At 63.4% G+C, this 25576-nt stretch carries 20 protein-coding genes; 7 read left to right on the plus strand and 13 right to left on the minus strand.

Going from position 1 to position 25576, the window contains the following annotated elements; translation table 11 throughout:
- Positions 1-46: 46 nt before the first annotated feature.
- From BMY67_RS00580 to BMY67_RS19230, 7 genes are all read right to left on the minus strand, one after another.
- Entirely contained in the window at positions 47-643 is a 597-nt protein-coding gene (locus tag BMY67_RS00580; RefSeq protein ID WP_092767301.1) for a CDP-alcohol phosphatidyltransferase family protein, read from the minus strand.
- Positions 644-949: 306 nt separating this feature from the next.
- Complete coding sequence (locus tag BMY67_RS00585; protein WP_092767303.1) at positions 950-2275, minus strand: TldD/PmbA family protein; 1326 nt, start codon at positions 2273-2275, stop codon at positions 950-952.
- A 191-nt stretch (positions 2276-2466) separates the two neighbouring features.
- Positions 2467-4116 (minus strand): TldD/PmbA family protein, encoded by a 1650-nt coding sequence (locus tag BMY67_RS00590; RefSeq protein ID WP_092767305.1) that lies wholly within the window; start codon positions 4114-4116, stop codon positions 2467-2469.
- Between the two features lie 175 nt (positions 4117-4291).
- The gene (locus tag BMY67_RS00595; protein WP_092767307.1) at positions 4292-5626 is read right to left on the minus strand and encodes a TldD/PmbA family protein; all 1335 of its coding nucleotides are present in this window, start codon (positions 5624-5626) and stop codon (positions 4292-4294) included.
- A 101-nt stretch (positions 5627-5727) separates the two neighbouring features.
- Entirely contained in the window at positions 5728-7377 is a 1650-nt protein-coding gene (locus tag BMY67_RS00600) for a TldD/PmbA family protein (RefSeq protein ID WP_092767309.1), read from the minus strand.
- Between the two features lie 197 nt (positions 7378-7574).
- Positions 7575-8606, minus strand: a complete 1032-nt coding sequence (locus BMY67_RS00605; RefSeq protein ID WP_092767311.1) for a 5-methylcytosine restriction system specificity protein McrC — start codon at positions 8604-8606, stop codon at positions 7575-7577.
- 110 nt (positions 8607-8716) lie between these two features.
- Complete coding sequence (locus tag BMY67_RS19230; protein WP_177189629.1) at positions 8717-10072, minus strand: AAA family ATPase; 1356 nt, start codon at positions 10070-10072, stop codon at positions 8717-8719.
- 219 nt (positions 10073-10291) lie between these two features.
- Here BMY67_RS19230 and BMY67_RS00615 point away from each other — a divergent pair, with 219 nt between their 5' ends.
- On the plus strand, positions 10292-11680 hold the full coding sequence (locus BMY67_RS00615; protein ID WP_143069648.1) for a thioredoxin domain-containing protein: 1389 nt from the start codon (positions 10292-10294) through the stop codon (positions 11678-11680).
- Positions 11681-11686: 6 nt separating this feature from the next.
- Here BMY67_RS00615 and BMY67_RS00620 read toward each other — a convergent pair whose 3' ends face one another.
- Positions 11687-13795: a sigma-54-dependent Fis family transcriptional regulator gene (locus BMY67_RS00620; RefSeq protein WP_092767315.1), complete on the minus strand. Its 2109-nt coding sequence runs from the start codon at positions 13793-13795 to the stop codon at positions 11687-11689.
- A 216-nt stretch (positions 13796-14011) separates the two neighbouring features.
- Between BMY67_RS00620 and BMY67_RS00625 the strand changes: the two genes are divergently transcribed.
- The 3 genes from BMY67_RS00625 (at position 14012) to BMY67_RS00635 (ending at position 17167) form a co-directional block, all read left to right on the plus strand.
- A complete protein-coding gene (locus BMY67_RS00625; RefSeq protein ID WP_092767317.1) occupies positions 14012-15346 on the plus strand; it encodes a TolC family protein in 1335 nt (444 codons plus the stop codon).
- 160 nt (positions 15347-15506) lie between these two features.
- Positions 15507-15923, plus strand: a complete 417-nt coding sequence (locus BMY67_RS00630; RefSeq protein ID WP_092767319.1) for a universal stress protein — start codon at positions 15507-15509, stop codon at positions 15921-15923.
- Between the two features lie 146 nt (positions 15924-16069).
- The gene (locus BMY67_RS00635) at positions 16070-17167 is read left to right on the plus strand and encodes an HlyD family secretion protein (protein WP_092767321.1); all 1098 of its coding nucleotides are present in this window, start codon (positions 16070-16072) and stop codon (positions 17165-17167) included.
- Positions 17168-17305: 138 nt separating this feature from the next.
- Here the strand turns inward: BMY67_RS00635 and BMY67_RS00640 are convergent, their stop codons facing one another.
- On the minus strand, positions 17306-17689 hold the full coding sequence (locus tag BMY67_RS00640) for a four helix bundle protein (protein ID WP_092767323.1): 384 nt from the start codon (positions 17687-17689) through the stop codon (positions 17306-17308).
- Between the two features lie 87 nt (positions 17690-17776).
- Between BMY67_RS00640 and BMY67_RS00645 the strand changes: the two genes are divergently transcribed.
- Both BMY67_RS00645 and BMY67_RS00650 read left to right on the plus strand, forming a co-directional pair.
- The gene (locus BMY67_RS00645) at positions 17777-19345 is read left to right on the plus strand and encodes a DHA2 family efflux MFS transporter permease subunit (RefSeq protein ID WP_092767325.1); all 1569 of its coding nucleotides are present in this window, start codon (positions 17777-17779) and stop codon (positions 19343-19345) included.
- A 200-nt stretch (positions 19346-19545) separates the two neighbouring features.
- Entirely contained in the window at positions 19546-19983 is a 438-nt protein-coding gene (locus BMY67_RS00650) for a BLUF domain-containing protein (RefSeq protein WP_092767327.1), read from the plus strand.
- 189 nt (positions 19984-20172) lie between these two features.
- On the opposite strand, the gene BMY67_RS00655 is transcribed toward BMY67_RS00650, so the two are convergent.
- The 3 genes from BMY67_RS00655 to BMY67_RS00665 all read right to left on the minus strand — a co-directional run bounded on the left by BMY67_RS00655 (position 20173) and on the right by BMY67_RS00665 (position 23636).
- Entirely contained in the window at positions 20173-21210 is a 1038-nt protein-coding gene (locus tag BMY67_RS00655) for a hypothetical protein (RefSeq protein ID WP_177189630.1), read from the minus strand.
- Between the two features lie 289 nt (positions 21211-21499).
- On the minus strand, positions 21500-23248 hold the full coding sequence (locus BMY67_RS00660) for a TonB family protein (protein ID WP_092767328.1): 1749 nt from the start codon (positions 23246-23248) through the stop codon (positions 21500-21502).
- Positions 23199-23636, minus strand: coding sequence for a BlaI/MecI/CopY family transcriptional regulator (locus BMY67_RS00665; RefSeq protein WP_092767331.1), 438 nt, complete (start codon positions 23634-23636; stop codon positions 23199-23201). Before BMY67_RS00665 ends, BMY67_RS00660 begins: the two co-directional genes overlap by 50 nt.
- Before the next feature lie 236 nt (positions 23637-23872).
- Here BMY67_RS00665 and BMY67_RS00670 point away from each other — a divergent pair, with 236 nt between their 5' ends.
- Complete coding sequence (locus BMY67_RS00670) at positions 23873-25126, plus strand: alpha/beta hydrolase family protein (protein WP_092767333.1); 1254 nt, start codon at positions 23873-23875, stop codon at positions 25124-25126.
- A gap of 103 nt (positions 25127-25229) precedes the next feature.
- Here the strand turns inward: BMY67_RS00670 and BMY67_RS00675 are convergent, their stop codons facing one another.
- A complete protein-coding gene (locus BMY67_RS00675) occupies positions 25230-25574 on the minus strand; it encodes a hypothetical protein (RefSeq protein ID WP_092767335.1) in 345 nt (114 codons plus the stop codon).
- Positions 25575-25576: the final 2 nt, after the last annotated feature.

The raw sequence follows: 25576 nt of genomic DNA on the forward strand, positions 1-25576 counted from the left end.
TTCGCTCTGAATGACGTTCCTCCACTGACAATTGACAACTGACACCTTACCCCAACGCCTTGCGGGCGCGGTTGAAACAGGTGAGCAGCAGCAGCAGCGCCAGAAACCCGAAGAGGTAGTTGAGGTAGGGCCCCACCGGCAGCCCCAGGCCCACGGCCAGCGCCAGGGCGCCGAATACCACAGCCCGGTCACTCTTGCCGGCGGGGCCCTCGTAGCGGCGTTCCGTGCCCACCACCTGGCCCAGCACACCCACGAATTCGGTGAGCACGGCCAGCACCACCACCAGGCCCACCAGGGCCGCCGACGCGCCCGGCAGCAGGGCGAAGGGCGCGTACAGGGCCGCATCGGACACCACGTCGCCGGTTTCGTTGAGGATGGCGCCCAGGCGGCTTTGCTGGTTGAACTCGCGGGCCAGGAGCCCATCAATGGCGTTGAGGGCCATGCGCAGCAGCAGAAACGCGGGCAGCAGCCCCCAGGCCCAGCGGCTGCCGGGGGCCAGCCACAGCCAGCCGCCGTAGGCCACCGAAGCTGCCGCGGCCGCCACCGTTACGGCGTTGGCCGATATGCCGACGCGGTGCAGGCCAGCCAGCACTGGCCGCAGCAACTGCTGAAAAAGGGGCTTGAGTTGGTAGATAGAAGGCATGGCGGAAGATAGAAAACCCAGCGCCGCTTGCACGGCGGCCAGGTGAGAAGGCTGTGCAAAAGTGCCGCAACGCCAGTCCGCACGCAAAGCAGAAAGGTTGTAGCGCAGACTTCTGGAATATGGATTCAATCCGATAAAAACATGCTATCCATTGTCTGTCACCAGAAAACAAAGGACTCTATCAGACTTTACAGCAATACTTTCGGCGAGATTATAAAGCCCTCATTGCCGGCCGATAACCAGAAAGCCCATCCGGCAGCTTGCCAGATGGGCTTTCGAACTATGAAATCAAGTCGCCCCCGGAGTTTATACCGCGTCCGATAAGCTCGTAAACGTGAAGTCGCGGATTTTGAGCGGGGGCACCAGGTTGCCGCCGATGCGCACCGGGCGGCCGATGGCCTCCACGTTGTTGAGCATGATAACCGGCGACTCGTTGAAGCGGAAGTTCTTGATGGGGAACTTGATCTGGCCGTTTTCGATGTAGAACGTGCCGTCGCGCGTGAGGCCGGTGTAGAGCAGCGTCTGGGGGTCCACGTCGCGGATGTACCAGAGGCGGGTGACCAGGATGCCCTTGGCGGTGCCTTTGATCAGGTCCTGCACGCTTTGGGTGCCGCCTTCCATAATCCAGTTGCCGGGGAAGGCCGTGGCGGGCTTGCCGCTTTTCTGGCCCCAGTAGCGCGAGTAGTAGAGGTTGGACACCTTCCCCTTGTCCACCCAGGTCATGCGCTTCACTGGCAGGCCTTCGCCATCGAACACGCCGCTGGGCACCTCGGCATTCAACGGGTCGGAGTAGATGGTGATGCGCTCATCGAAGAGCTTCTCGCCCACTTTATTTCCGCCGCCTTTTTTGCTGAGGAACGAGCGGCCCTCGTCGGCCTCGCGGGCCCCGAGGCTGTACATGAGGTTGTTGAGCAGCCCCTCATCCGAAGCCAGCGCGGCGGGCTCCAGAATGACGGTATACTTGCCGGGCTCCAGGGCCTTGGCGTTGCGCGAGCCGGCGGCTTTGTCGGCCGCCAGCTGGGTCAGGTTTTTGGCGTTGAATTTGGCCGCGTCGGTGTAGTCGGCCGTGGCGTAGCCCGAGCCGGTGCCGTCGGGCGTGCGCACCGTGATGCTGAAATCGACGTTCGTGCTCTGCTGGTAGGCCTCCAGGCCCTTGTTGTTGCGCAGGGCCCGGAAGTAGGCGCCGTCTTCGAGGTAGCCGGCGGCCGTCAGGCCCTTGGCGGCGCACAGTGCGATACTGTCGCCGGCCGCCTGGGCCCGGAAATCGGGGGTGATGGCGGCGGTGCTGGCGGCGTAGGCCGTGGGCGTGAGGTACTGCTGGGGCCCGAGCAGGGGCATGTACTCGGCATCTTCGGGGGCGAGGCGCGCAATTTCTTCGGCCCGCTGCACGCAGCGGCGCAGCGTGGCATCGTCGAACTCGTTGCAGGTGGCCACGCCCGAGCGTTTGCCGAAGCGCGACTCCACGGCCAGGCTCACGTTGTCGGTGGCCCCGGCCGTGCTCACCGAGTTGCGGGCGTAGCGCACGTTGCCGGTGGTGCGCCCGCTCAGGCTGGCCTGGCACTCATCAGCTTTGCTGAAGCTCAGCACCTTCTTCAGGATGCCCTGGGCTTCGTCTTTGGAAAGAATAGCCATGTATTGCTATGTTGATGTGTGGACGCTCCGTTTTGGCGTACGCCTCACCCCCTAGCCCCCTCTCCGAAAAAGGAGAGGGGGGACTAGCTTTTAGATTTCTAGAACTAAACTGGTCAGAGCAAGCTAGAATCTAGTCTCCCTCTCCTTTTTCGGAGAGGGGGTTAGGGGGTGAGGCGCAACGCCAGAACAGCTTAAATTTTCCGGGCAGTATTGATGACGTTCACGTTGTTGAAGCGCGTAGTGGCCGAGCCGTGGCTGACGGCCGAGCTCTGGCTGGGCTGGCCTTTGCCGTCGTTGAAGAAGCCCGCCAGCCGGTAGTCCGACTGGTCGCAGGAGCCGGCGCAGGAGTTCCAGAACTCCAGCGTGTTGGTCTGGTAGGCCACGTCTTCGAGCATTTCGGTGATTTTGCCTTTCTCGATGGCATAGAACACCTGGCCCCCGAACTGGGAGTTGTAGCGCTGCTGGTCGATGGAGAACGAGCCGTTGCCGGCAATGTAGATGCCCTTATCCACCCCCTTCACCAGCTCATCGACGCTCATTTTGGAGGTGCCGGGCTTGAGGCTGATGTTGGGCATGCGCTGGAACTGCACATCCTGCCACGACTGGGAGTAGCAGCAGCCATCCGATTCCTTCTGACCCACAATCAGGGCCTGGTCGCGGATTTTCTGGTAGTCCACCAGCTTGCCCTCGTCAATAATTTTCCACTCCTTGGTTTTCACGCCCTCATCATCCCAGCCCACGGCGCCCAGCGAGTAGGGCTGAAGCTTGTCGGCCATGATGTTTACCTGCTTCGAGCCGTAGGGCTGGCCCTTGGCCTTCCACTCCAGCGTAGCGAAGGAGGTGCCGGCGTAGTTGGCCTCGTAACCCAGCACCCGGTCGAGCTCCGTGGGGTGGCCCACGCTCTCGTGGATGGTCAGGCCCAGGTGGTGCGGGTCGAGCACGAGGTCGTATTTGCCGGGCACCACCGATTTGCAGGTGAGCTTCTGCTTGGCCTGCTTGGCGGCGCGGGCAGCGTCTTCGAGCATGTCGTAGCTGTTCTTGTAGCCAATCACGTCGGAGCCCTGGGGGCCGGCCACCTTGTCTTCGGCTTTGGCGCTGAGGTACTCGTAGCCCATGCCCATCGGCGCACTCAGGGCCGAGCGCGAGCGGAATTTGCCACTGCCGCGGTCCACCACCGTCACGCCGAACGTGGGGAAGATGCGGTGAATATCCTGGTCGATGTAGGAGCCGTCGGTGCTGGCGAAGTACTTCTGCTCGTTCACGGCAAACAGCACCGAATTCACGAACGAGGCGCCGTTGCTCAGGGCCGCGGCGTTGGTGGCCAGCAGCAAATCCACCTTGTCTTTAATCGGCACCTCGAAGGCGTTGATTTTGATGGGCGCCTTCCACGAAACCTCCCCGAAGCCCTTTTGCGGGGCCAGCTGCACCTGTTCTTTCTGCACCTTGCTGTTGGCCTTGGCAATCTGCACGGCCAGCTGGGCGGCCTTGGCAATGCCCGCGTCGGTTACGGTATTGGTGGCCGCGAAGCCCCAGGTGCCGTTGGCAATCACGCGCACGCCCACCCCAAAGCTTTCGGAGCTGACGATGTTCTGCACCTGCTTTTCGCGGGTGAACACGCCCTGGTTGAGGTAGCGCCCGATGCGCACGTCGGCGTAGGAGGCGCCGGCCGCGCGGGCGGCGTTCAGGGCCACATCGGCCAGGCGCTTTTTGGCGGCCACATCCAGGCCCGGCTCCAGCAGGCGCATGGGGTCCACAAGGTCGCCGGCAAAGCCGGGAATAACGGGCAGCCACAGGGCGCCGGCAGCCAGGCCCGTCAGGCCCACAAAGTCACGTCTCTTCATAAATCACAGATGTTGCAGATGGAAAAGATTACACAGATTCGTTCAAGTACAGATGAGGCAGCCGAATCACAGATGGTGCAGATGATGGGATAACGCAGATTCGTTCTGCTGAACGTTCCTTGCACTGTCACCCGAACGAATCTGCGTTATCCCATCATCCGCACCATCTGTGATTTTAGACGGCGTCCGACAGGCTGGTGAAGGTGAAGTCGCGGATTTTGAGCGGGGGCACGAGGTTGCCGCCCACGCGCACGGGCTTGCCGATGGCTTCGAGGTTGTTGAGCATGATAATCGGGCTCTCGTTGAAGCGGAAGTTCTTCACCGGGAACTTGATTTGGCCGTTTTCGATGTAGAACGTGCCGTCGCGGGTCAGGCCGGTATAAAGCAGCGTCTGGGGGTCGACGGGGCGGATATACCACAGGCGCGTGACCAGGATGCCCTTTTGGGTGCTCTTAATCAGGTCCTGCACGCTTTGGGTGCCGCCTTCCATAATCCAGCCGCCGGGGCGCGGAATGTCGGGAATGCCGGCTTTTTGGGCCCAGAAGCGCGAGGAGTAGAGGTTTTTCACTACGCCCTTTTCAATCCAGGTCATCTTCTGCTGGGGCCGGCCGTCGCCCGAGAAAACCAGGTCGGGCACCTCGGCGTTGGCGGGGTCGGAGTAGATGGTCACGCGCTCATCGAAGAGCTTCTCGCCCTTGCGGTTGCCGCCGCCTTTTTTGCTCAGGAACGAGCGGCCTTCGTCGGCGTTGCGGGCGTCGAGGGCGCTCATCAGCGCCTGCATCAGCGAGGCATCGGTGTTGGCTACCAGCGCGGCGGGCTCCAGAATGACGGTGTACTTGCCCGGCTCCAGGGCCTTGGCATTGCGCGAGCCGGCGGCCTTATCGGCCGCAATGCGGGTCAGGGTTTTAGCGTCGAACTTGCTGGCGTCGTTGTAGTCAGCCGTGGCGTAGCCCGAGCCGGTGCCGTCGGGCGTGCGCACCGTGATGCTGAACTCCAGGCCCGATTGCTGCTGGTAAGCCTCCAGGCCCTTGCTGTTGCGCTTGGCCACAAAGCCCGCCGAATCGTTGAGGAAGGCCGCCGAACTGAGCTTGCGCTCCTCGCACACGGCCATGCTGTTGCCCACCTGGGCGGCGCGGTAGTCGGGCGTGATGTCGGCCGTGGCCTTGGCGAAGCTGGCCGTGGCGGGCAGATACTTCTGGGGCCCGAGCAGGGGCATGTACTCGGGGCTTTCGGGGGCGAGGCGGGCAATTTCCTCGGCCCGCTGCACGCAGGTGCGCAGCGTGGCGTCGTCGAACTGGTTGCAGGTAGCCACGCCCGAGCGTTTGCCGAAACGGGCTTCCACCGCCAGGCTCACGTTGTCAATGCCGCCGCTGGTGCTGATGGCGTTGCGCGCCGAGCGCACGTTGCCGCCCGACTGCCCGCTAAGCGTGGCTTCGCACTCGTCGGCTTTACTGAAGCCGAGCACTTTCTTAAGGATTGCCTGGGCTTCGGTCTGGGAAAGAATGGCCATGTTTTTAGTTATCTAAGCTGTTAGCTGATGGCTATTAGCTATTAGCTTTTCGCTGGGCTTCCTGCACGGAAGCTGACAGCTAACAGCTAATAGCTAACAGCTTAAATTTTCCGGGCGGTGTTGATGACGTTCACGTTGTTGAAGCGCGTGGTGGCCGAGCCGTGGCTCACGGCCGACACCTGGCTGGGCTGGCCCTTGCCGTCGAAGAAGGAGCCGAACAGGCGGTAGTCCGACTCGTCGCAGATGGCCGCGCAGGAGTTCCAGAACTCCAGCGTGTTGGTCTGGTAGGCCACGTCTTCGAGCATGCCCGATATTTTGCCCTTGTCGATGGCGTAGAACACCTGGCCGCCGAACTGGGAGTTGTAGCGCTGCTGGTCAATCGAAAACGAGCCGCGGCCGGCAATGTAAATGCCCTTGTCCACCTTGCTAATCATCTCATCAACGCTCAACTTGCTGGTGCCGGGCTTGAGGCTGATGTTGGGCATGCGCTGGAACTGCACCGTGCTCCACGAGTCGGCGTAGCAACAGCCGTCCGAGTGCTTCTGGTTGACGATGTGGGCCTGGTCGCGGATTTTCTGGTAGTCCACCAGCTTGCCCTGGTCGATAATGTTCCACTCCTTGGTCGGCACGCCCTCGTCATCCCAGCCTACGGCGCCCAGTGAGTTGGGCTGCCGCTTGTCGGCCACGATGTTCACCAGCTTCGAGCCGTAGGGCTGACCCTTGGCGCGCCAGTCGAGGGTGGCAAACGAGGTGCCGGCGTAGTTGGCCTCGTAGCCCAGCACCCGGTCGAGCTCGGTAGGGTGGCCGACTGATTCGTGGATGGTCAGGCCCAAGTGGTTGGGGTCGAGCACGAGGTCGTACTTGCCGGCCGTTACCGATTTGCAGGTGAGTTTCTCCTTGGCCTGTTTGGCGGCCAAAGCGGCATCGGCCAGCATGTCGAAGCTGTTGCGGTAGCCGATGAGGCCGGTGCCGGCCGGGCCGGCAATGCGGTCGGCGGCCTTGGGTTGCAGGTACTCGTAGCCCATGCCCATGGGGGCGCTCAGGGCGTCGCGCGAGCGGAATTTGCCGCTGCCCCGGTCGATGGCCGTCACCGAGAAGTTGGGCCAAATGCGGTGGATATCCTGGTCGATGTAGGAGCCGTCGGTGGAGGCAAAATACTTCTGCTCGTTCACCTGAAACAGCACTGAATTCACGAACGACGCGCCATTATCCAGGGCGGCGGCGTTGGTGGCCAGCAGCAGGTCTACCTTGTCTTTCACCGGCACCTCGAAGGCGTTTACCTGAATCGGCGTCTTCCAGCTCACCACGCCCTGGCCGGGCTGGGCGGCCAGCTGCACGGGCTCTTTCTGCACCTTGCTGTTGGCCTTGGCAATCTGCACGGCCAGCTGGGCGGCTTTGGCCAGGCCGGCCTCCGTCACGGTGTTGGTGGAGGCAAAGCCCCAGGTGCCGTTGGCCAGCACCCGCACACCGGCCCCGAAACTCTCGCCGCTGGCAATGTTCTGCACCTGCTTCTCGCGGGTGAAAACGCTCTGGTTGAGGTAGCGCCCGATGCGCACATCAGCATAAGAGGCGCCGGCCGATTTGGCGGTGTTCAGGGCCGCGTCGGCCAGGCGTTTTTTAGCGGCTACGTCGAGGCCGGGCTCCAGCAGGCGGGCGGGGTCTACGAGCGAGCCGCCCAGGCCCGGCACGGCCGGCAGCCACAGGGCCCCAGCGGCCAGGCTCGTCAGGCCCACAAAGTCACGTCGTTTCAAATCAGATGGATTTTGGGTGAAGGGAGGAAGGAATTCGGCAAGAAGGTACGGCCTTCGTTGCATTTGTTGCAACCCACAGACAAAAATCCCGTAGCCGGGCTGCATTTAGATTGAAGTCAAGGAGAAAAAGTAAAAAGTCAAAGAATAGGCCCGGCGTGAGTACTCGGCAACTTTGACTTTTGCTGCTTGACTTCCAATTACGCCACCAGCGCCAGCAAATCGGCCGCAATACCTTCCCAGGGCTGATTCAGGTCGATGGTGACGACGCGCACGGGGTGGCCGCCAAGGGTGTAGCGCAAATCCACGGCCTGGGCCGCGGCGGGATAGAGCAGGATGCCTTCGAGAAGCTGGCCGGGGCGGGCGGGCTGGTTTTGCAGGTAGGCGTAGAGCTGGTAGAGGTGGGGCGAAATCAGCCGGGCCTGGTCGTGGTGGCGCCGGAGGGCGGCGGCGTAGTACTTGGTGTCGAGGATGATTTTGCGGGTTGGGCTTTCCAGGCTCGTATCGGTAATCATGGCCGGCAGCAGGGCCAGGGCCTCGGGCGTTGCGGCCGCCGCCTGCCAGGCAATGGTTTCCGAGCTCACCCGAAACTGCCGCTGCTCCAGCCGGTAAAAGTTGCGCACGAACTGCTCGAACAGCCGGGCCATCAGCGCCTCATCGCGCCGAAAGTCGCGGAACCGGACCGGGCCCCCGGCGTCGGGCGCGGGCAGGGCACTCAGGTGCAGCAACTCGCACACGTTCAGCAGAAACCCGCCCAGCCCGCCCGGCCGCAACCGCCGCACGGCCCGTAGGCCGGCGCTGCTCAGCGGCACGGCCGCCACCGCCGCCGGAAACCGCCGCAGCACCAGCCGAATCTGCTGGCGCTGCTCAGTCGGCAGGGCCCGGCTCCGGCTCAATTGCTGCAAGGTGCCCCGCAGCAGCCCGGCCAGCGGCGTGTCGGGGCTCAACTCATCAAAAGCGCACACGGCCCGGCCCCGGCGCGGCAAATCCTGGCTAAGCGTGGGCGTGAGCAGCACCCGGCCCCGCAACTCCGGCAATTCCTCCACCCGCTCAGTATAGGCCAGCAGTAGGCCCTGGCGCAGCAGCCGGCGCGTACCGCTCAGCAGCACCTGGGCCAGCAGCGGCAGCGGCCGTTTGAACTCGCTGCCGCGCACCGCCCGCAACTCCGCTTCCTCAGGCAGCCGGTTCCAGGCATAGCACAGCAGGTAATACAGGTTCTGAATGGGAATCATGGTCGGAGCTGTAACGCGAAAATCTGTTTCGCGACGAGCGGAGCGAGTAGGAGCGTTGAACGTGCTTGTGCGAGATACTCGCTTCGCTCGTCGCGAAATAGATTTTCGCGTTACAACCCGGCCAGCAGCTTCTTTTTCTGCTGAGCCGCTTTAGCCGGTTGGTCAAGCCAATAGTCATCCAGCAGCGGCCCGATTTCCTGCTCCAGAATCAGCCGCAGCCACTCGGGGACTTCGGCCGGGTTGGTGGGAGGCTGGCAGAAGTAGCTGTGGCCCACGCAGAAATCGGGGCCCAGTTCGGGGTCGTCAGCAATGGTTTGGTTGAGGGCCGTGAGGCGGGTGGTGAGGAGGCTGATGAGGTCGGCCGGCACGCCCTGGGCCGCCAGCAGGGCCCGCAGGGGCTCGCCGAATTCAGGGCGCAGGCTCACGAAGGCGAAGCGGCGGCGCAGGGCGTAATCCAGCGGGGCCAGGCTACGGTCGGCCAGGTTCATGGTGCCAATGACGAACACGTTTTCGGGCACGAAAAAGGGCGGGCTGCCGGCCGGGGCGTAGGGCAGGCGCACGGCGTGGGCGGGGCCGCGCTTGTCGGCTTCCAGCAGCAGCAGCAACTCGCCGAAAATACGGGCCACGTTGCCCCGGTTCAGCTCGTCAATCAGCAAAAAATACGGCCGCTCGGGCTCCAGGGAAGCGCGGCGGCAAAACTCGACCAGCAGCCCGTCGCGCAGCCGGAAGCCGCCCTGGCTGTCGGGCCGGAAACCCTGCACGAAATCCTCGTAGCTGTAGCTGGGGTGAAACTGCACCAGCTCGATGCGGGCCGCGTCAGTAGTGCCCAGCGCCAGCCAGGCCAGCCGCCGCGCCAGAAAGGTTTTGCCCGTGCCCGGCGGCCCCTGTAGCAGCAGGTTGCGCCGCCGCGCCAGGGCCGCCCGCGCAGCTGTCAGTTCCTCATCCGATAAAAACAGCTCGGCCCGCGCCATTTCCAGAGTATAAGGGGTGGGCGCCGGCCGCTCATAGGCCGCCGTGGGCTCGGCGGCGGTTAGCGCTTCATCAGTTTCTGAAGCGGCAACGGCTTCCGCCGTAGGTTTGGCGCGCGTTTTTTTAGCGGCCGTGGCCTCGCGGGGCGAGCCGGTGTAGAGGTCCTCCAGCTGCTGTTGGGCCGTTACATCGCCGTCGAGCAGCGGCGAGTTTTCGAGGGTGGGGCGCTTGGTGGCAATGGTAAAATCCAGCGCTTCCAGGGCCTGGTTGGTTGGCTCGCCGGCCCGCAGCGGCAAAGTTGCTGCGGGCTGCCCGCTGGCCAGCTGAAAAGCCAGCTGCAGCACCGGTCGGGGCGGGTAGCGGCGGCCCTTGTATACCAGATCGTACACGGTGCTGGGCGGCAGCGGCTGGCCCTGGCGCTCAATCAAGCGCAAGGCCCGCAGGATATGGTCGCGGGTGAGCTGGGTGGGAGCGAACGGGGTGGCGGAATCGGGCATGCAGGAGGAAAGATACACGCAAAACAATGTTGCCAGAGCTTTCAGTTGCCTGCTTCGCAGGAATAGATGGAAGCAGGGCAGCAGTGCGTAACCCTACGAATGGAACCCTGTGGGGCTGGCCTCAGCCGGTCTGAAACAACCAACGCCGGCCTCAGAAGAATACTTTGCGTAGTTTCGACAGTCTTCAGCTACCCCCTTATCTCCTGCTTAATTCTACTGATGCCTACTGTACTGGTCCGCTATCTGCTGGTGGCACTTTGCTTGCTGGCCACCGCCCCGGCCGCCACCGCCCAGGAGCTTACGTTTGAGAAAGATTCGCTGGGCCAGGTGTTGCAGCGGGCCGCCCGGCTGCAAAAGCCGGTCTTTCTGCTGCTCACCATGTCGCCCCCGCCCAGCGCCGCCAAGCTCAGCCCGCAGGAAGCCGTGCGGGTGTATGGCACCTCCCTGAACGATCCGGCGGTGGTGAAAGCCCTGCAGCCCGACTTTCTGGTGGTGCGGGCTTTCAACAACACTCCGGCGGGGCAGCGCTTGGCCCGCCGCTACCACGTGAGCACCTTCCCGACCTACCTCTACCTGCACCCCGATGGCACCGTGCTGCACCGCAGCTTCAGCAACGTGCGCGACCCGCAGCGTTACCTGGCCGATATCGAAACGTTTCGGCAGAAGCTGGCCAGCCCCGATAACCTGAGCAGCCTGGAAAAGCGCTACACCCAGGGCGAGCGAAGCGCCGCGTTTTTGCGCCAGTACCTGCAGGCCCGCCGCAGCGTCGGCGCTACCGTCAGCCCGGAATTGCTGGATGAATACGTGCGGGAGCTGCCGGTAAAAGCCTTCGACCAGTTCGCGGAAGTGGTGTTTGTGCACGAATACGGCCCCGTGCTGAACAGCCGCGCCTACAACGCCGCCCGGCTCAATAAGCGCCTCGTCGACAGCCTGTATACCACGCTGCCCCTGCCCCGGCGCGTGGCTATCAACAATGCTATTATCGCCAACTCCATGCAGGCCGCTATTGGCCGCCGCGACGTGCAACTGGCTACCCAGACGGCCGGTTTCGCCAGTGCCTCCTGGAACTCTTCGTCCGACCGGCAGCGGGCAAGCCAAGCCTACAGCCGCAATATGCTGCGCTACTACAAAGCCGTGGGCGACACGGCCCGCTACCTGCCTTTGCTCGTCAGTTACTACGAGCAGCACTACATGGCCACGCCCGCCGACACCATCCGCCGCCAGCGCACCCCGAAAAATCCTTTCACCACCCCCACCCCCTACACCAACCTGGCGCGCCCCGATTCGACGATGAAGATGGTAGCCGTATCCCGCTCCGGGGGCGACGTGTATGCTATGGAGCTGAACAATGGGGCCTGGGAGGTGTACATCTCCGGCACGCGCCGCACCGCCTACCTGGCCCAAGCCATGCGCTGGAGTCAGCGCACCATCGACCTCGACCCGCGCGCCGGCTACTACGACACGCTGGCCCACTTGCTGTATGCCCTGCGCCTGAATGCCGAGGCCGAGGCCACGCAGCAGAAGGCCGTTGCCCAGGCCAAAAAGGAAGGTCAGCCGGTAGCTGCCTACCAGGAGGTACTGCGCAAAATCAAGTCCCGGACGCTGTAGCAGGCCTTACTCCACTACCTGGTGCTCGCGCCGGATGCCCAGCTTTTTCATGCGGGCTTCCAGGGTTTTGGGGTTGATATCGAGCAGCACGGCGGCGCCTTGGGGGCCGCTCACGCGGCCGCCGGTGCGGTGCAGGGCCGCCAGAATATGGTCGCGCTCCTGCACTTTCAGGGTTTTGAGCGGGCCGCCCGCTTCGGTTGGGGTAGCGGGGGTGGCGGGCGCGGCGGGGCCGGCGGCGAAACCCTGAAACTCCAGAAACTGGCCCTGACTGACGATGACGGCCTGCTCGACCACGTGCTCCAGCTCGCGCACGTTGCCCGGCCAGCTGTACTGGCGCAGGGCCCGCAAATCCCGCTCGCGCAGGCGGCGCACGGGTTTGCCCATCTGCCTGGTGAAGCGCTCCAGGAAGTGGCGCAGCAGCGGCTCCACGTCTTCGGGCCGCTCGCGCAGGGCCGGCAGGCGCACCTCAAACACGTTGAGGCGGTAGTAGAGGTCGGCGCGGAAGCGGCCGGCGGCCACCTCCTGCTCCAGCACCCGGTTGGTGGCGGCCACCACGCGCACGTCGGTGGCAATCACGCGGCGGCCACCCAGGCGCTCAAACTCCTTTTCCTGGAGCACCCGCAGCAGCTTGGCCTGCAAATCGAGCGGCAGCTCGCCCACTTCGTCCAGGAAAATCGTGCCCCGGTCGGCCAGCTCGAACTTGCCGATGCGCCGCTCCACGGCCCCGGTAAAGGCGCCCTTCTCGTGGCCGAACAGCTCGCTTTCGATGAGCTGAGCAGGCAGCGCGGCGCAATTTACCTTGATGAGGGCCCGCTCGCGGCGGGGCGAGAGCTGGTGCAGGGCGCGGGCCACCAGTTCCTTGCCGGTACCGGTTTCGCCGGTTATGAGCACCGTGGTGTCGGTGGGCGCTACCTGGGCCAGGCGGGTGTATACCTGCTGCATCACGGCGCTGCCGCCCACAAAATCGTCGAGGCGGGCGGCGGCGGCAGTGTTTATTTCGTCGATAAGGTACGTTCTTTCCCGCTCCAGCTGGGCGCGCAAAGCGTCAATCTGCTCGAAAGCCAGCACGTTTTGCAGCGCCAGCCGAATCTGGGGCAGCAGCGTCTGCATCAGCTCCAGGTGCTCCTCCGTGAAGGCCTGGGGCTCGCCGCTGGCCAGAATCAGGGCCGTGGGCGATTCGTTGGCCGCATCGAGCGGGGTGCACAGCAGCGAGCGGGTACCGTAGTTGGCCTCGATGTAGGCCAGCAGCGTGTAGCGCCGGGCCAGCTCCTGAAACGCCGCGCCCCCGTATACGCCGGGCCGGACGAATACTTCGGCCAGGGCCTGCTGGGCCTGGGCGGCATCGGGCAGGCCGTCGTAGCGCCTTTCTTCGGGCGGGGCGAAGGAGCCGTCGGGCTGCTTGCGGAATTCGACCAGCGTGCGCACCGCCGAGTCAGCCTCGCGCACCCGCAGCCCGAAATAGTCGCAGGGCACCACCCAGTTGATTTCGACGGCAATCGTCCGGAACAGCTCCTCCCGCTCCTTGATATGCAACAGCGCGTTGCTCAGGGCCAGCTGCATGGTTTTCTCCTGCTCGCGGTGGGCAATATCCTCGAAGGCCAGCGTGTTGGTCACGGCCACGGCCACCAGGCTCCCGATTTTTTCGAGCAGGTCGGTATCCATTTCCGAAAACTCGGGCCGTCGCCGCGCCACCATCGACAGCAGCCCGATGAGCCGGCCGCCGGTGCGCAGGGGCACGGCCGTCAGGTAGCGCATATCAGCCTCAAACAGCCCCTGGAAGGGCTGGAAATCGGGGTAGTCGCGCAGCAGCGCGGCCAGCTCGAACTGCTGCAAACGGGGCGAGCGGATGAACCGCTCGATGGGCGTGTTCTCGATGCTGGAGCGGGCCGGGCGGGCGGCGGTGGGGCCGGTGGGCAGCAGTACGTCGCCCAGGTAGTCGCGCAAAAACACGCGGCGGTACTGGTGCTCGGCATCGAGGGTGATAATGGTGATGGCGTCGAAAGGGAAGATGAGGCGGAGCTTCTCGGTGACGCTACGAAACAGGTCCTCCTTGTTGCGGGTGGTGGCAATGGCTTCGTTGAGGCGCAGCAGCAGCGAGTCGTCCTGGTCGGGCATTGAGCTTGTTTTTCCTGAAATATCGGGAGCAAAGATGAGGAATTGCTGAAATAGCAGGATTTTGTTTGGGTGCCCGGAGGAGTATGTTGAGTGTCGGTAGGGAAAAATTAGATATTTTATGATTGAAATACAGGAGCTTACGATTTTTCAGGATGTCGGCTCCGGCGCTGGCACAACTTTCGGATAGGGCGCCGCACGACCAAGCCGCCGTACTCTATGCTTTTCCGACCAACCTATACTGCCCCACTGCTGGCCCTGGGCCTGCTGCTGACGGCCGGCGCGGCCCGCGCCCAGCAGGGCCCGGTAATTTCCGACTCGCTCAGCCTCGACGGCACCATCCGCTCGGTGCTCGATGCCAACCCGGCCATTACCACGCTCGAAGAGGAGCTGAATGCCGCCACCAGCCGCGTCACCCAGACCCAGGGCAGCTTTCTGCCCCAGGTAACGGGCACGGCCACCTACACCCGCATCGACCCGGTGGTGAAGCTACAGCTGGCTCCCGAGTCGCCGGCTTTCCAGCTGGCGCCCAACAACAACTACGATGTGCACATCACGGCCCAGTACGGGCTCGTTGATTTCGGCAAGCGCGCCGCCACTTACAACCTGGCCGAAAGCCGCCGCGCTACCGCCGCCGACCAGATTGCCGTAACGCGCCGCGACCTGGCTTACTCGGCGGCCCAGAGCTACTATAATATCCTGTTCGTGCGCGAGAGCATCCGGGTGCAGGACGCCCAGATTGCCTCGTTGCAGCGCCACCAGAACGACATGCAGAAGCGGGTGGAAGCGGGCGTAAGCACCAGTTTCGACGTCACGACGACCCAGGTGCGCATCACCCAGGCCCGCAACACCCGCATCGATCTGGTGAACCAGCTCCAGAACCAGCAGGTGCAGCTGGCCCGGCTGCTGCACAAGCCCGACTACGCCAACGTGCCCGTGCGGGGCCGCTTCGAGTACCAGCCCCAGCCCGTAGACGTGAGCGGCGCCCTGGCGCAGGCCCTGGCCAACCGCCCCGAAATCAAGCTGGCCCGCGACGCCGAGCAGACGGCCAACCTCAACCTCAGGCTCATCGAGCGCAGCAACATGCCGCTGCTGGGCGTGGGCGCGCAGGTGGGCGGCAAAAACGGCTACCAGCCCAACCTCGACAAGTTCCGGCCCAATTCGGTGGGTGTGGTGCAGCTCTCGGTGCCGATTTACGACGGCAACAAGAACAAGAACCAGCGGGTGGAAGCCGCCGCCAACATCCGCGGCGCCCAGGCCCGCATCCAGGACACGGAGGAGCAAATCCGGGCCGATGTGCGCCAGGCGGCCAACAACCTCAACTCCAACGCCGAGCGCTACGACAACTCGCTCCAGCAGATTGCCCAGGCCACCGACGCGCTCAACCGCGCCCAGGGCCGCTACCGCTACGGCGTGGGCAACAACCTCGACGTGCTCGACGCCGAAACCCAGCTGCTCCAGGCCCGCCTGGCCCGCCTGCAGGCCATCTACAACTACACCCTTGGCCAGTACCAGCTCAAGCGCGCCACGGGCGAGGCTATCTGGGATAAATGAGGTCCAGAAAGAAAAGAACGTCATTCTGAGCAGCGCGAAGAATCTCGCAGGCCAAAGTAATTCCCCTATCAAAAGTTAGCATTGCCCGCGAGATTCTTCGCGCTGCTCAGAATGACGTTCTTTTTTGTCACCAAACCGCCAAACCACTCATTCACTGCCCATGACCATTCTGTGCCCGATTGACTTTTCGGCTGTTACGGAGGAGCTGGTGGCCTGCGCGGCGGCGCTGGCGGCCGGCGCGGGGGCCGAGCTGCGGCTGCTGCACGTGCTGGAAGCCGGGGGCGGGTCGTTGCCCGATTTGCAGCTGGCCCACGAGCTGGCCCGCCACCGCGAGGCCGCCCGCCAGGCCGGTGCCCGCGTAACAACGGCCGTCGCGCAGGGCGAAGCCGCCGCCGAAATAGTGGCCGAAGCCCGGCTGCATCCGGCCGACATGCTCGTTATCGGGGCGCACGGCCAGACGGGACACGCGCGCTTCCTGATGGGCAGCACCGCCGAAACCGTTGTCCGCACCGCGCCCTGCATCACGCTGCTCGTGAAACCGGGCAGCTCCCAACAGGCCCTGCGCCCCACGGGGTGAGTGAGCGACTCGGTGAATGAGTGAGCAATGTTTTGCCTCATTCGGTCACCCAGTAACTCATTTCTCTCTCTTCTTTCTCAACTACACTCATTCGCCGAGTCACTCATTCACTTATTCACCGAGTCACTCATTCACTCATTCACGAAATGGCAACTCCTCTTCAGCACGACCCGGCCGTAACGCCCCATTCCACTGCTCCCGAGCCGGTGGCGGAAGAACCAAAGGGCTCTAAGCGCCCCATTATCCTGGTTATTCTGGCCCTGGCGCTGCTGGTGGGCGGCTACTTCGGCTGGCAGCGCTACCAGTTCAGCCTCGCCCACGAAGAAACCGACGATGCCCAGGTAGAAGGCGACGTATACCCGATTATTCCGCGCGTGAGCGGCCCCGTGCTCGACGTGAAGGTGGCCGACAACCAGCGCGTGAAAAAGGGCGACGTGCTGGTAACCGTTGACGCGGCCGACTACCAGCAGCGCGTAAATGCCGCCGAAGCGGCCCTGGCCGCCGCCCGGGCCAACGTGGTGGCCGCCCGCGCCGGCGTGGGTACGGCCCAGGCCAACGTGAGCAGCGCCCGCGCCGCCATCGGCGTGAGTGCCGCCACCCGCGCCCGCCTCGAAAAAGACCTCAAGCGCAGCAAGTTTCTGCGCCAGCAGGATATTATTCCGCAGAGCGAGTACGATGCCGTGCAGGCCAGCCTGAGCTCGACCAGCGCCCAGCGCGCCACCGCCGAGCAGCAGGTGCTGGTGGCCCAGCAGCAGGTAGCCGCCGCCCAGCAGCAGATTGCCGTGGCTGAAGCCGTAGTAAAGCAGCGCCAGGCCGACCTCGAAAACGCCCAGCTCCAGCTTAGCTACGCCACCATCACGGCCCCCGTCGATGGCGTGGTGAGCCGCAAAAACGTGCAGCCCGGCCAGAACATCGGCCCCGGCCAGCAGCTCATGGGCCTGGTGGCCTCGGGCAACACCTGGGTAATTGCCAACTTCAAGGAAACCCAGCTCGAAAACATGCGCGTGGGCCAGCCCGTCACCATCGAGGTAGATGCCTATCCCAACGAGGAGTTTGCCGGCGAAGTCCAGTCGCTCTCGGCCGCTACCGGCGCCCGCTTCGCCCTGCTGCCCCCCGACAATGCCTCAGGCAACTTCGTGAAAGTGGTGCAGCGCATCCCCATCAAAATCACGCTCACCAAAACCGACCCCGAACACCCCCTGCGCGCCGGCATGAGCGTGCGGGCGATAGTGAAGGTGAAATAGTGAGATGGTGAAATGGTGAGTTGATGTTCTTGGGACCTAGCGGCGCGAAATGCGCGGCTTGCCCTGACGGTTCAAAGCCGTAAAGCCACGCCGTTAGGCCCCAAGAACATCAACTCACCATTTCACCATCTCACTATTTCATCTCTCCCTGGGCTTTGCTTTTTTGCGGGCGGTGGCCAGTACGGCCAGGATTTCGGTGTATTCGTTTTCGAGGCTTTGCAGGCGGGGCTTGGGCATAATGCCGGCGTCGCCGAGCAACTCCAGCCAGAACAATGTTTCGTCGGCTTCCTCGACGCAGATGCACAGCTTGGCGTACCATTCGGCCGGCGAGCGGCCCCGGCAGGCGGCCCGAAAGTTGGCGGCCACCGAAGTAGCTGCCCGGAGCAGTTGCTTGCCCAGCACGGCCGCCTCCCCGGAGCGCGGCAGTTGCTGAAACAGCCGAATCACGCGCAACGACGCCTCCTTGGTTCGGGCCCGATAAGTTTCATTAAAGGAACTGGACGCTAATGTCTCCTCGATCATAAAACACGTGACTGGCTGAGTCCTATTTGTCCATCAGGCAAATAAGAACATAAAACTCACCATTTCACCAACTCACCAACTCACCTTATGGAAACCGGCGCTCGAAAGTGGATTATTGTCATTACCGTGGTGTTGTGCGCGCTGCTGGAGCTGATTGATACCAGTATTGTGAACGTGGCCCTCACCCAGATGATGGGCAACCTGTCGGCCACGCTTTCGGAGGTGAGCTGGGTAATTGCTTCGTATGCCATTGCCAACGTGATTGTGGTGCCCATGACCGGCTTTCTGTCGGAGCAGTTCGGGCGGCGCAACTACTTCGGCTTCTCGGTTATCCTGTTCACGCTGGCTTCCATTGCCTGCGGGCAGAGCACCAACATCTGGGAGCTGGTGGCCTTCCGCTTTATTCAGGGCGTGGGCGGCGGGGCCCTCATGGCTACGTCGCAGTCTATTCTGATAGATACTTTCCCGCCCAAGCAATTGGCCCTGGGGCAGGCGCTGTTTGGTATGGGCGTTATCATCGGGCCCACCATCGGGCCCACGCTGGGCGGCTACATCGTGGATAACTACGACTGGCCCTGGATTTTCTACGTGAACGTGCCGGTGGGCATCCTGGCCACCATCTTCACCTTCCTGTTCATCAAAGACCCCGAATCCATTGCCAACGCCATCCCGCGGCCTCTGCGGCAGCTCGACTGGGCCGGTATTTTCCTGCTGATTCTGGGCGTGGGCTCGTTGCAGTTCGTGCTCGAAAAAGGCGAGTCGGAAGACTGGTTTGAGTCGGGCATGATTGTGCTGTTTACGCTGTTTTCCGTCGTCGGCATCATCGGCTTTATCTGGCGCGAGCTGACGGCCAAAAATCCCATCGTCGACCTGCGGGTGCTCACGCGCAGCCGCAACCTGGCGCTGGGGGCTATCCTGTCGTTTGTGCTGGGCTTCGGGCTGTTTGCCTCGGTGTTCATCTTCCCCATCTTCACCCAGCGGATTCTGGGCTTCACGGCCGCCCAAACGGGCTACCTGCTGCTGCCGGGCGCTTTGCTTTCGGGCTTTATGATGCCCGTGATTGGCAAGGCCCTGCAGGCGGGCGTGCCGCAGAAATATATGCTGCCCTTCGGCTTCGGCATCTTCTTTCTGTTCACCTTCTGGATGAGCCAGAAAATCACCGGCTCGGCCGGCGAAAACGACTTCTACTGGCCTCTGATGCTGCGCGGCCTGGGCTTGGCACTGCTGTTTCTGCCGGTTACTACCATGTCGTTGCAGGGGTTGCGGGGCAAGGATGGCGCCCAGGCCGCGGGCCTCACGGGCATGCTGCGCCAGCTCGGCGGCTCGTTCGGGGTGGCCATTGTGGGCACCTATCTGGAGCGCAACATTGCCTACAACCGGGTGGCGCTGCTGCCCAATATTTCGCTTTACGACCCCGAAACCCAGCAGCGCATCCAGGCTTACGCCCAGAACTTTATGAGCAAGGGCTTCACGATGGAGCAGGCCAAGCTCCAGGCCTACAAAGTGCTCGATTTCGCCCTGATGAAGGAGGCCTCGCTGCTCACCTATGCCCAGACGTTTACCATGCTGGGCCTGTTTTTTCTGGCCTGCATCCCCATGCTCATCCTCATCAAACGCGTGCACAACGCCGGCCCCATCGACCTGAATGCGCACTAATCCGGGCCAAGCTCTGGCCCGGGCGGCCGTTGCCCGAATGGCCGCGGCTGCCCGGGTTGAAGCAAGACAGGTTCATCCAGAGCTATATAAATAAAATTATATATTTTTATAGCACAAGTCTTTGAATAACCGGGCGCTTGGCCAGTCGTGACCAGCTCTGCCCGAATTTCCTGCCGAAAGAAGCCGTTGACCGCCCGACCATGTACCACTTGGTTTACACGAGTACCGCCACTATGGCTTTCAGCATTGCCGAGTTGCAGCAGTTTCTGGTGTGGTGGCGGGCCAACAACGAGCAGCTGGGAGTAACCGGCCTGCTACTCTACAGCAACGAGGGCGACATTATCCAGGTGCTGGAGGGCGGGCAGCCGCAGGTAGAGGGGCTCTTTGCCGTTATCGAGCACGATTCACGGCACCGCAACGTCATCAAGCTGGCCGCCGGCCCCATCGAGCAACGGCTGTTCGGCGAGTGGGCCATGGGCTTCCGGATGCTGAATTCGGCCGCCTTCCACTCCCTGGCCGGCTACACCGACCCCGCCGCCCCCACCTTTCTGCCCGCTGCCCCCGTTGGCGCCGATAGCGACCTGCTGTACCTGCTGCGCGAGTTTGCCAACGCCCACCCCCAGGAGCTACCGCGCTGAAAGCACGACCACCGCAAAAACAAACGCCCCTGACGCCATATTGGCATCAGGGGCGTTTGTTTTTAGCCGGCGGCGGGCTACGCGAATGGCCGCTTACCCAGCGGTAGCTTAGGTGCTTTGCCTTAGGCGGGCGCCGTTAGCGCTGGCTGGGCCTCGGCTCATCAGCTTACAACCGCGCCCGGCTCGCTGCTATTGGTACTGCACGTACAGCGGCGAAGGTTTGAGGGCAATAACCTCTTCGGGCGTCATGATGTGATGGGGCTTGGGACGGGCGTCGTACTCGTAGAACAGCTTAAAGCCGGTGTACTGCACGGGCTCGTTCACGATGTAGTGCTGGTAAGAGTCTTTTTTGAGCGTGGGGTCGCCGTGGCCATCCATGTGCATCACTACCTGCACGCGCGGGTCGAGCTTGATGTTTTTGTAGTTGCTCACCATTTTGCGGGTGAAGCGGTGGACCGTCAGCACCTTGGGCGGCAGCTTGTTCTCGCTCACGATGCGCGCCAGGAAGTTGATGGTGAAGTTGATGTCCTTGGCATCGAGCGTACCGATTTTCTGGTTGGGGCGCACGCCGGGCATGGTGGCCAGCGAAAACTCGGGGTCGATGCCCAGGTGCACGATGGGGTCTTTGAGGTATTCCTCCAGCTTGGGCAGCTCGACTTGCAGGGTGCTGTGGCCCGGCTGCACATCGAGAAACACGATGTAGTTGTTCTCCTTGCCCCAGTTGATTACCTCCTCAATAGTGGCCTTGGAGTTCATCAGGCGCCACTTACCGTCTTTGCCGGCCGTGCCCTGGGCCGTAATGGTTACGTTGTGGATGGCGCCCTGCACGGGACGGCTAGGGTCGGCAGCCTGCCATTCGCCCAGCACTTTCTTCAGCTTGCGGAACATCTGGTCTTTGGGCTCGCGGCCCAGAATACCCATGCCCTTCGAGCGGATGTTGCCGTAGAACGCCACGATGCGGTGGCCGGGCAGAATAGCACCCGGCAGCACCCCGCTCACCTTGGCTATGCTGTCGGCCATGAGCGAGTCGCGGCGCATGGCCAGCCGCTTGAGCTGGGTCGAATCCAGCGGGGCGGGCTGTTGCACCGTGTCGGCGGCCATGGTGGCCTTCTCCGAGTCGGTGGCCGAGCGCGAGCCGCAGCCGGGCAGCGTGGTGAGGGTGAAGGCGAGGCCCAGGGAGGCCAGCGCGGGGGCCGTCAGGCGGGTAAGCGTCGAGAGGTAAGCCACTAAAACAACGGGGATTGAAGGCGAATGGAACCACGAAGGTGCGGCTTTTGCGGCTGACTTTCAACTTCATTCCAACTTCACATTCGCCAGGCTATAACCAAAACGCCGCCCGCAGTGTAGCGAGCGACGTTTCGGGCATGTTGAATGATTAGGGGCTATTTAGCTGAAAGCGTAATAGGTATAGTGAAATACACTGGCACTGCCTGCCCATTCTGGAGTCCGGGCGTCCAGTTGCCCGACAGGTTGCGCACCGCTTTTAGAGTGACCCTGGCAGTCTATCGGGTTATTTTTAAAAGATTGTAGGGGCATACTTGTCCGCATTTTTTTGCACCTCAACGGCCTGGATTTTACTATCAGCCCCCACAATGAGATGTATGTAGCTCCGGCTGTTTTTCCTCGTCGCCCGCGCAGCGGGCGTATTATTGGTTTTTCTAATTTGATCAGAGATAAGTTGCGCAGAATAAGTGTCGCCCGGCTGGAGGTTTGGGGCGGGCTGGGAGCCAGGTATATGGAAAGTAATGTAACTAACTCGTCCGGGCTGCTCCATTGGCCGGGTATCCGCGTCTGGCGCGTCGCCGGAACTGGGCCGGGCCGTTGGCGGCGGCAGTGACGGCAATGGCGAGGCGGCATCTGTAAAACCCTCGTTCGCGAACGTAATAGGTATGGTGAAATACACCGGCACCGGCTGCCCATTCTGACGGCCGGGCGTCCATTTGCCGGGCAGGTTGCGCACGGCATTCAGGGCCGCCTCATCAAGCTGTTGGGCTAGCTCTTTGGAAACCTTGGGATTATCTTTTCCGGCGCCCTTCTGCACCTCGGCAGAACTGATTTTACCATCGGCGCCCACCACGAACTTTACGAAGGCCCGCCCCTCTACCTTAGCCGCCAGCGCGGCGGGCGGGTACTTAACCAGCTTTCCGATATCGCCTAATAACTGCTCCTGGCCGCCCTCATACATCGGCATCTGCTCCACATAACTGTAGGGGTCGCCCGGCTTGTGCCGCGCGGCCTCGACCGTTGAAGCGGCGGAAACCAGCGCGGGCGGTGGTGGGGGCGGAATTGCGTTTTCAACTTCTTTTTCGCAGGCCAACAGGCCTAGTAGCAGGCCGGCGCTCAGGGGCAGCGGCAGCCAGCGTTTCCAGCGGCGAAGGGGGGCGGAGGTCGTCAGCATGCGAATACGGGTTAAGGTGAAAGAGGAATTGAAGGAGTGCGCCAGGGGCAGATCGGGACCGAAGCGGCCCAGCGCCAGCCGGGCCAGCAGGGCCGGGTAGGCCGCCGGGCCGGCGGCTTCGGAACCGGCCACGGGGCTACCGGCACCCACTTGTACTGCCGCCGCGTCGGCCAGAAACTCGTGAAGCTGGGCCAGGGCCGGCGGCAGCAGGTGCGCGAACGGCACCGGCCAGAGCAGCGCCCGGGCTACTTCGAGCAGCAGCCGCTGCCGGGTGTGGTGGCCGCGCACGTGGGCCAGCTCGTGGGCCAGTACGGCGCGGGCCTCGGCAGGCGCGAGTGGGGCGGTTTCATCCCAGAACACCAACCGCCCAAACGAGCTGATGGGCCGCTGCCCGCCGGTGCGCACCAGCACGTAGTCCGGGTGGGTTTCGCGGGGCAGGTGGCGGGTGCTACGGTGCAGGTGCAGTAGCTGCACTGCCAGCCGCAGCAGTAGCAGCGCCGCGCCCGTTGCGTATAGCCCCAGCAGCCACGGCAGCGGCCCGGCTGCGGGCCCTTCGCTCAGCTCGCGCACCGCTACGGCCGGCAGCAGCCCTCCGCTTAGCAGCCCGGCGTTGCCGGGGGCCGCCGCTGGCAGCCAATTGCTTAGCCAGCCGGCCAGCCCCGGCCCCGCGGCCGAAAGCAGCGGCGGCGCCAGCAGCGCCACCCAGGGCAGCAGGAGCAAAAAGCGGCAATTGAAGCCGAAGAACCGCTCCTGCCGCAGCCCGTAGCGGTAGAGCAGCCAGCCCGCACCCAGCAGCAGTGTACTTTGCAGGGCCCAGCTAAGCAGGCCGATTGTCGTGGTCGGGAGCAGTAGGGTCAGCGGGGGCATCGGGCGGGTCGTTAGGGGTGGCGGTTTGGGCGTGGCGCAGCAGCTCTTCCAGCTGGGCGGCATCCAGGTTTTCTTCCCGGGCAAAAAACGACACCAGCCGGCTGAACGAGCCCCCGAAGTAGCCGCCCAGCAGCTTGCCCAGCGAAAAGCGCCGGTACTCGTCGCGGGCTACCAGGGCGTGGTAGCGGTGGGTGCGCCCGAAGGCCTCGTGGCCCACGAAGCCCTTCTGGGCCAGAATGCGGATGATGGTGGATACCGTGGTGACGGCCGGCCGGGGTTCGGGCAGCGCGGGCACCACGTCTTTCACGAAGCAGGGGCCGCGCTGCCAGAGCACCTGCATCACCTGCTCTTCGGCGCGGGTCAGTTCGGGGAAAGCGGGGTCGGGCATCGGGTCGTGGTTGGTTTTTGACTGTTCGTTTTTTCGGGGCTGGCGGCCCGGGTCCGTTACCCGGATGGGCTGGCAGCTGCCGGTGAATCAAATTTAAACTAAATTTTTAGTTATACAACTAATGTTTTGGCTGAAAACGAAAAATGCTTCCGCGCCGCCCTGCCGGAACACCGGGCCGACGGGGCGCGTTGGGTAGATTCGCTGACCAAACAATCTGCCTGATAAGTTGCCTGCCTGTGTTGAATTCGCTGCTTACCCGTTTTTTCGCTTCCCGTTTTTCCGCATCCGGCCGGGTGCTGGCCCTGCTGTGGCTGACGATGCTGGGCGTTGCGCCCGGCTGCAACAGCAGCTCGCCGGAGCCTGCGGTTGCCAATCCGCCCACGGTTCCGCCACCGCCGGTAGCTCCGCCCGCACCGGTGCTGGTGGGCAGCAGCCTCATCGGCGAGTACACCCCGGCTCAGCTGGCGGCCCGGGTTTCGGATATTCCGCTGGTGGGCACGCTGGCCCGGTATTCGGTGCGCGTGTACCGCCTCACCTACACCACCCAAAACACCGATGGCCATCCGGTAACGGCCTCGGGCGCGGTGCTGGTGCCGGTGGCCCCGGCGGCGGTGCCGGTTATCAGCTACCAGCACGGCACGCTGCAACCCGACGAGGAAACCCGGGCCCCCTCGTACTACAGTAGCCGCAGCGAAATCTGGTCGGCCGTGTCGGTGCTGGCCGCTACCGGCTACGTGGTATCGGCCCCCGACTATATCGGCTACGGCGCTTCCAGGGCCCTGCCGCACCCCTACGAGCACGGCGCCTCGCTGGCCTCGGCCTCGGCCGATATGCTGCGGGCCACCCGCGAGTTCTGCGCTCAGCAGAAAATCAGCGTCAACCAGAAAAACTTCCTGCTCGGCTACTCGGAGGGCGGCTACGCCACCCTGGCGCTGCACAAGTTGCTGGAGGAAAAGTACGCCGCCACGCTGCCTGTAACGGCCAGCGCGCCCGGCGCCGGGGCCTACCACAAGTCGGCCTTCGCCCGGTACATTATGCGCTCTACGGAGCCACTGAATTTCCTGAGCACCTACGTGTGGGTGCTGCGCACCTACGACCGGGTGTATCAGCTAAACCGCCCCTTCGGCTACTACTACCAGGAGCCCTACGCCACCCGCCTGCAAGCCGATCCGTTCAGCCCGGTACCCCAGCAAGCCGCCCAACTGTTCGCCCCCACGTTCCGCCAGGCCGTGCTCACCGATTCCGACCCGGCCCTGACGGCCACGCTCACGGCCAACGACGTGTACGACTGGCAGCCGAAAGCCCCCCTGGCCCTGTTCCACGGCACCGCCGATGATTACGTGCCCTTCTTCAACTCGCAGGATGCCTACAACGCCATGCGCGCCCGCGGCGCTGCTAACGTCGAGCTACGGCCCATCCAGGGCGGCACCCACTTCAGCGCCGCCCCCGTGTACACGCTGCAAGCCTACGCCTTCATCTCGCAGTTTTAGGCAGGCGAGCTGGTGGGGAGGTGAACTGGTGAGTTGCCGTTCTGGGGCCTAACTGCGCCACTTGCGCCGACGGGCCTTTGGAACGACAACTCACCCCTCCTCACTATCTCCCCTTCAGCCACGCCCCACTTAGAGCTGCTAAGCCACCTGCCAGCCCGGCCAGCAAGCCGCTCAGCAGCACCAGCAACCCGGAGTTGCCGCCCAGCGGTAGCAGCGTGGCCACGCGGCCGGCCAGCAGGCCCGCGCCGTGCAGGTTGAGCCAGGCGGCGGGCAGCCACCAGCTTAGGCCCACGCCCAGCAGCCCAGCCCAGAATGCCGCCCCGGCCGAGGTGCCCCGCCACGCGGCCAGCCCCAGGCACAGCGGCAGCACTACCCACCACGGCAGCAGCAGCTGGGTCAGGCTGGCCAGCACGAAAATCAGCAGGAAGAGAAAGAGGAAGGGTTTCATAG

The sequence above is a fragment of the Hymenobacter actinosclerus genome (assembly GCF_900111515.1).
GTDB classification, from domain to species: Bacteria; Bacteroidota; Bacteroidia; order Cytophagales; family Hymenobacteraceae; genus Hymenobacter; species Hymenobacter actinosclerus.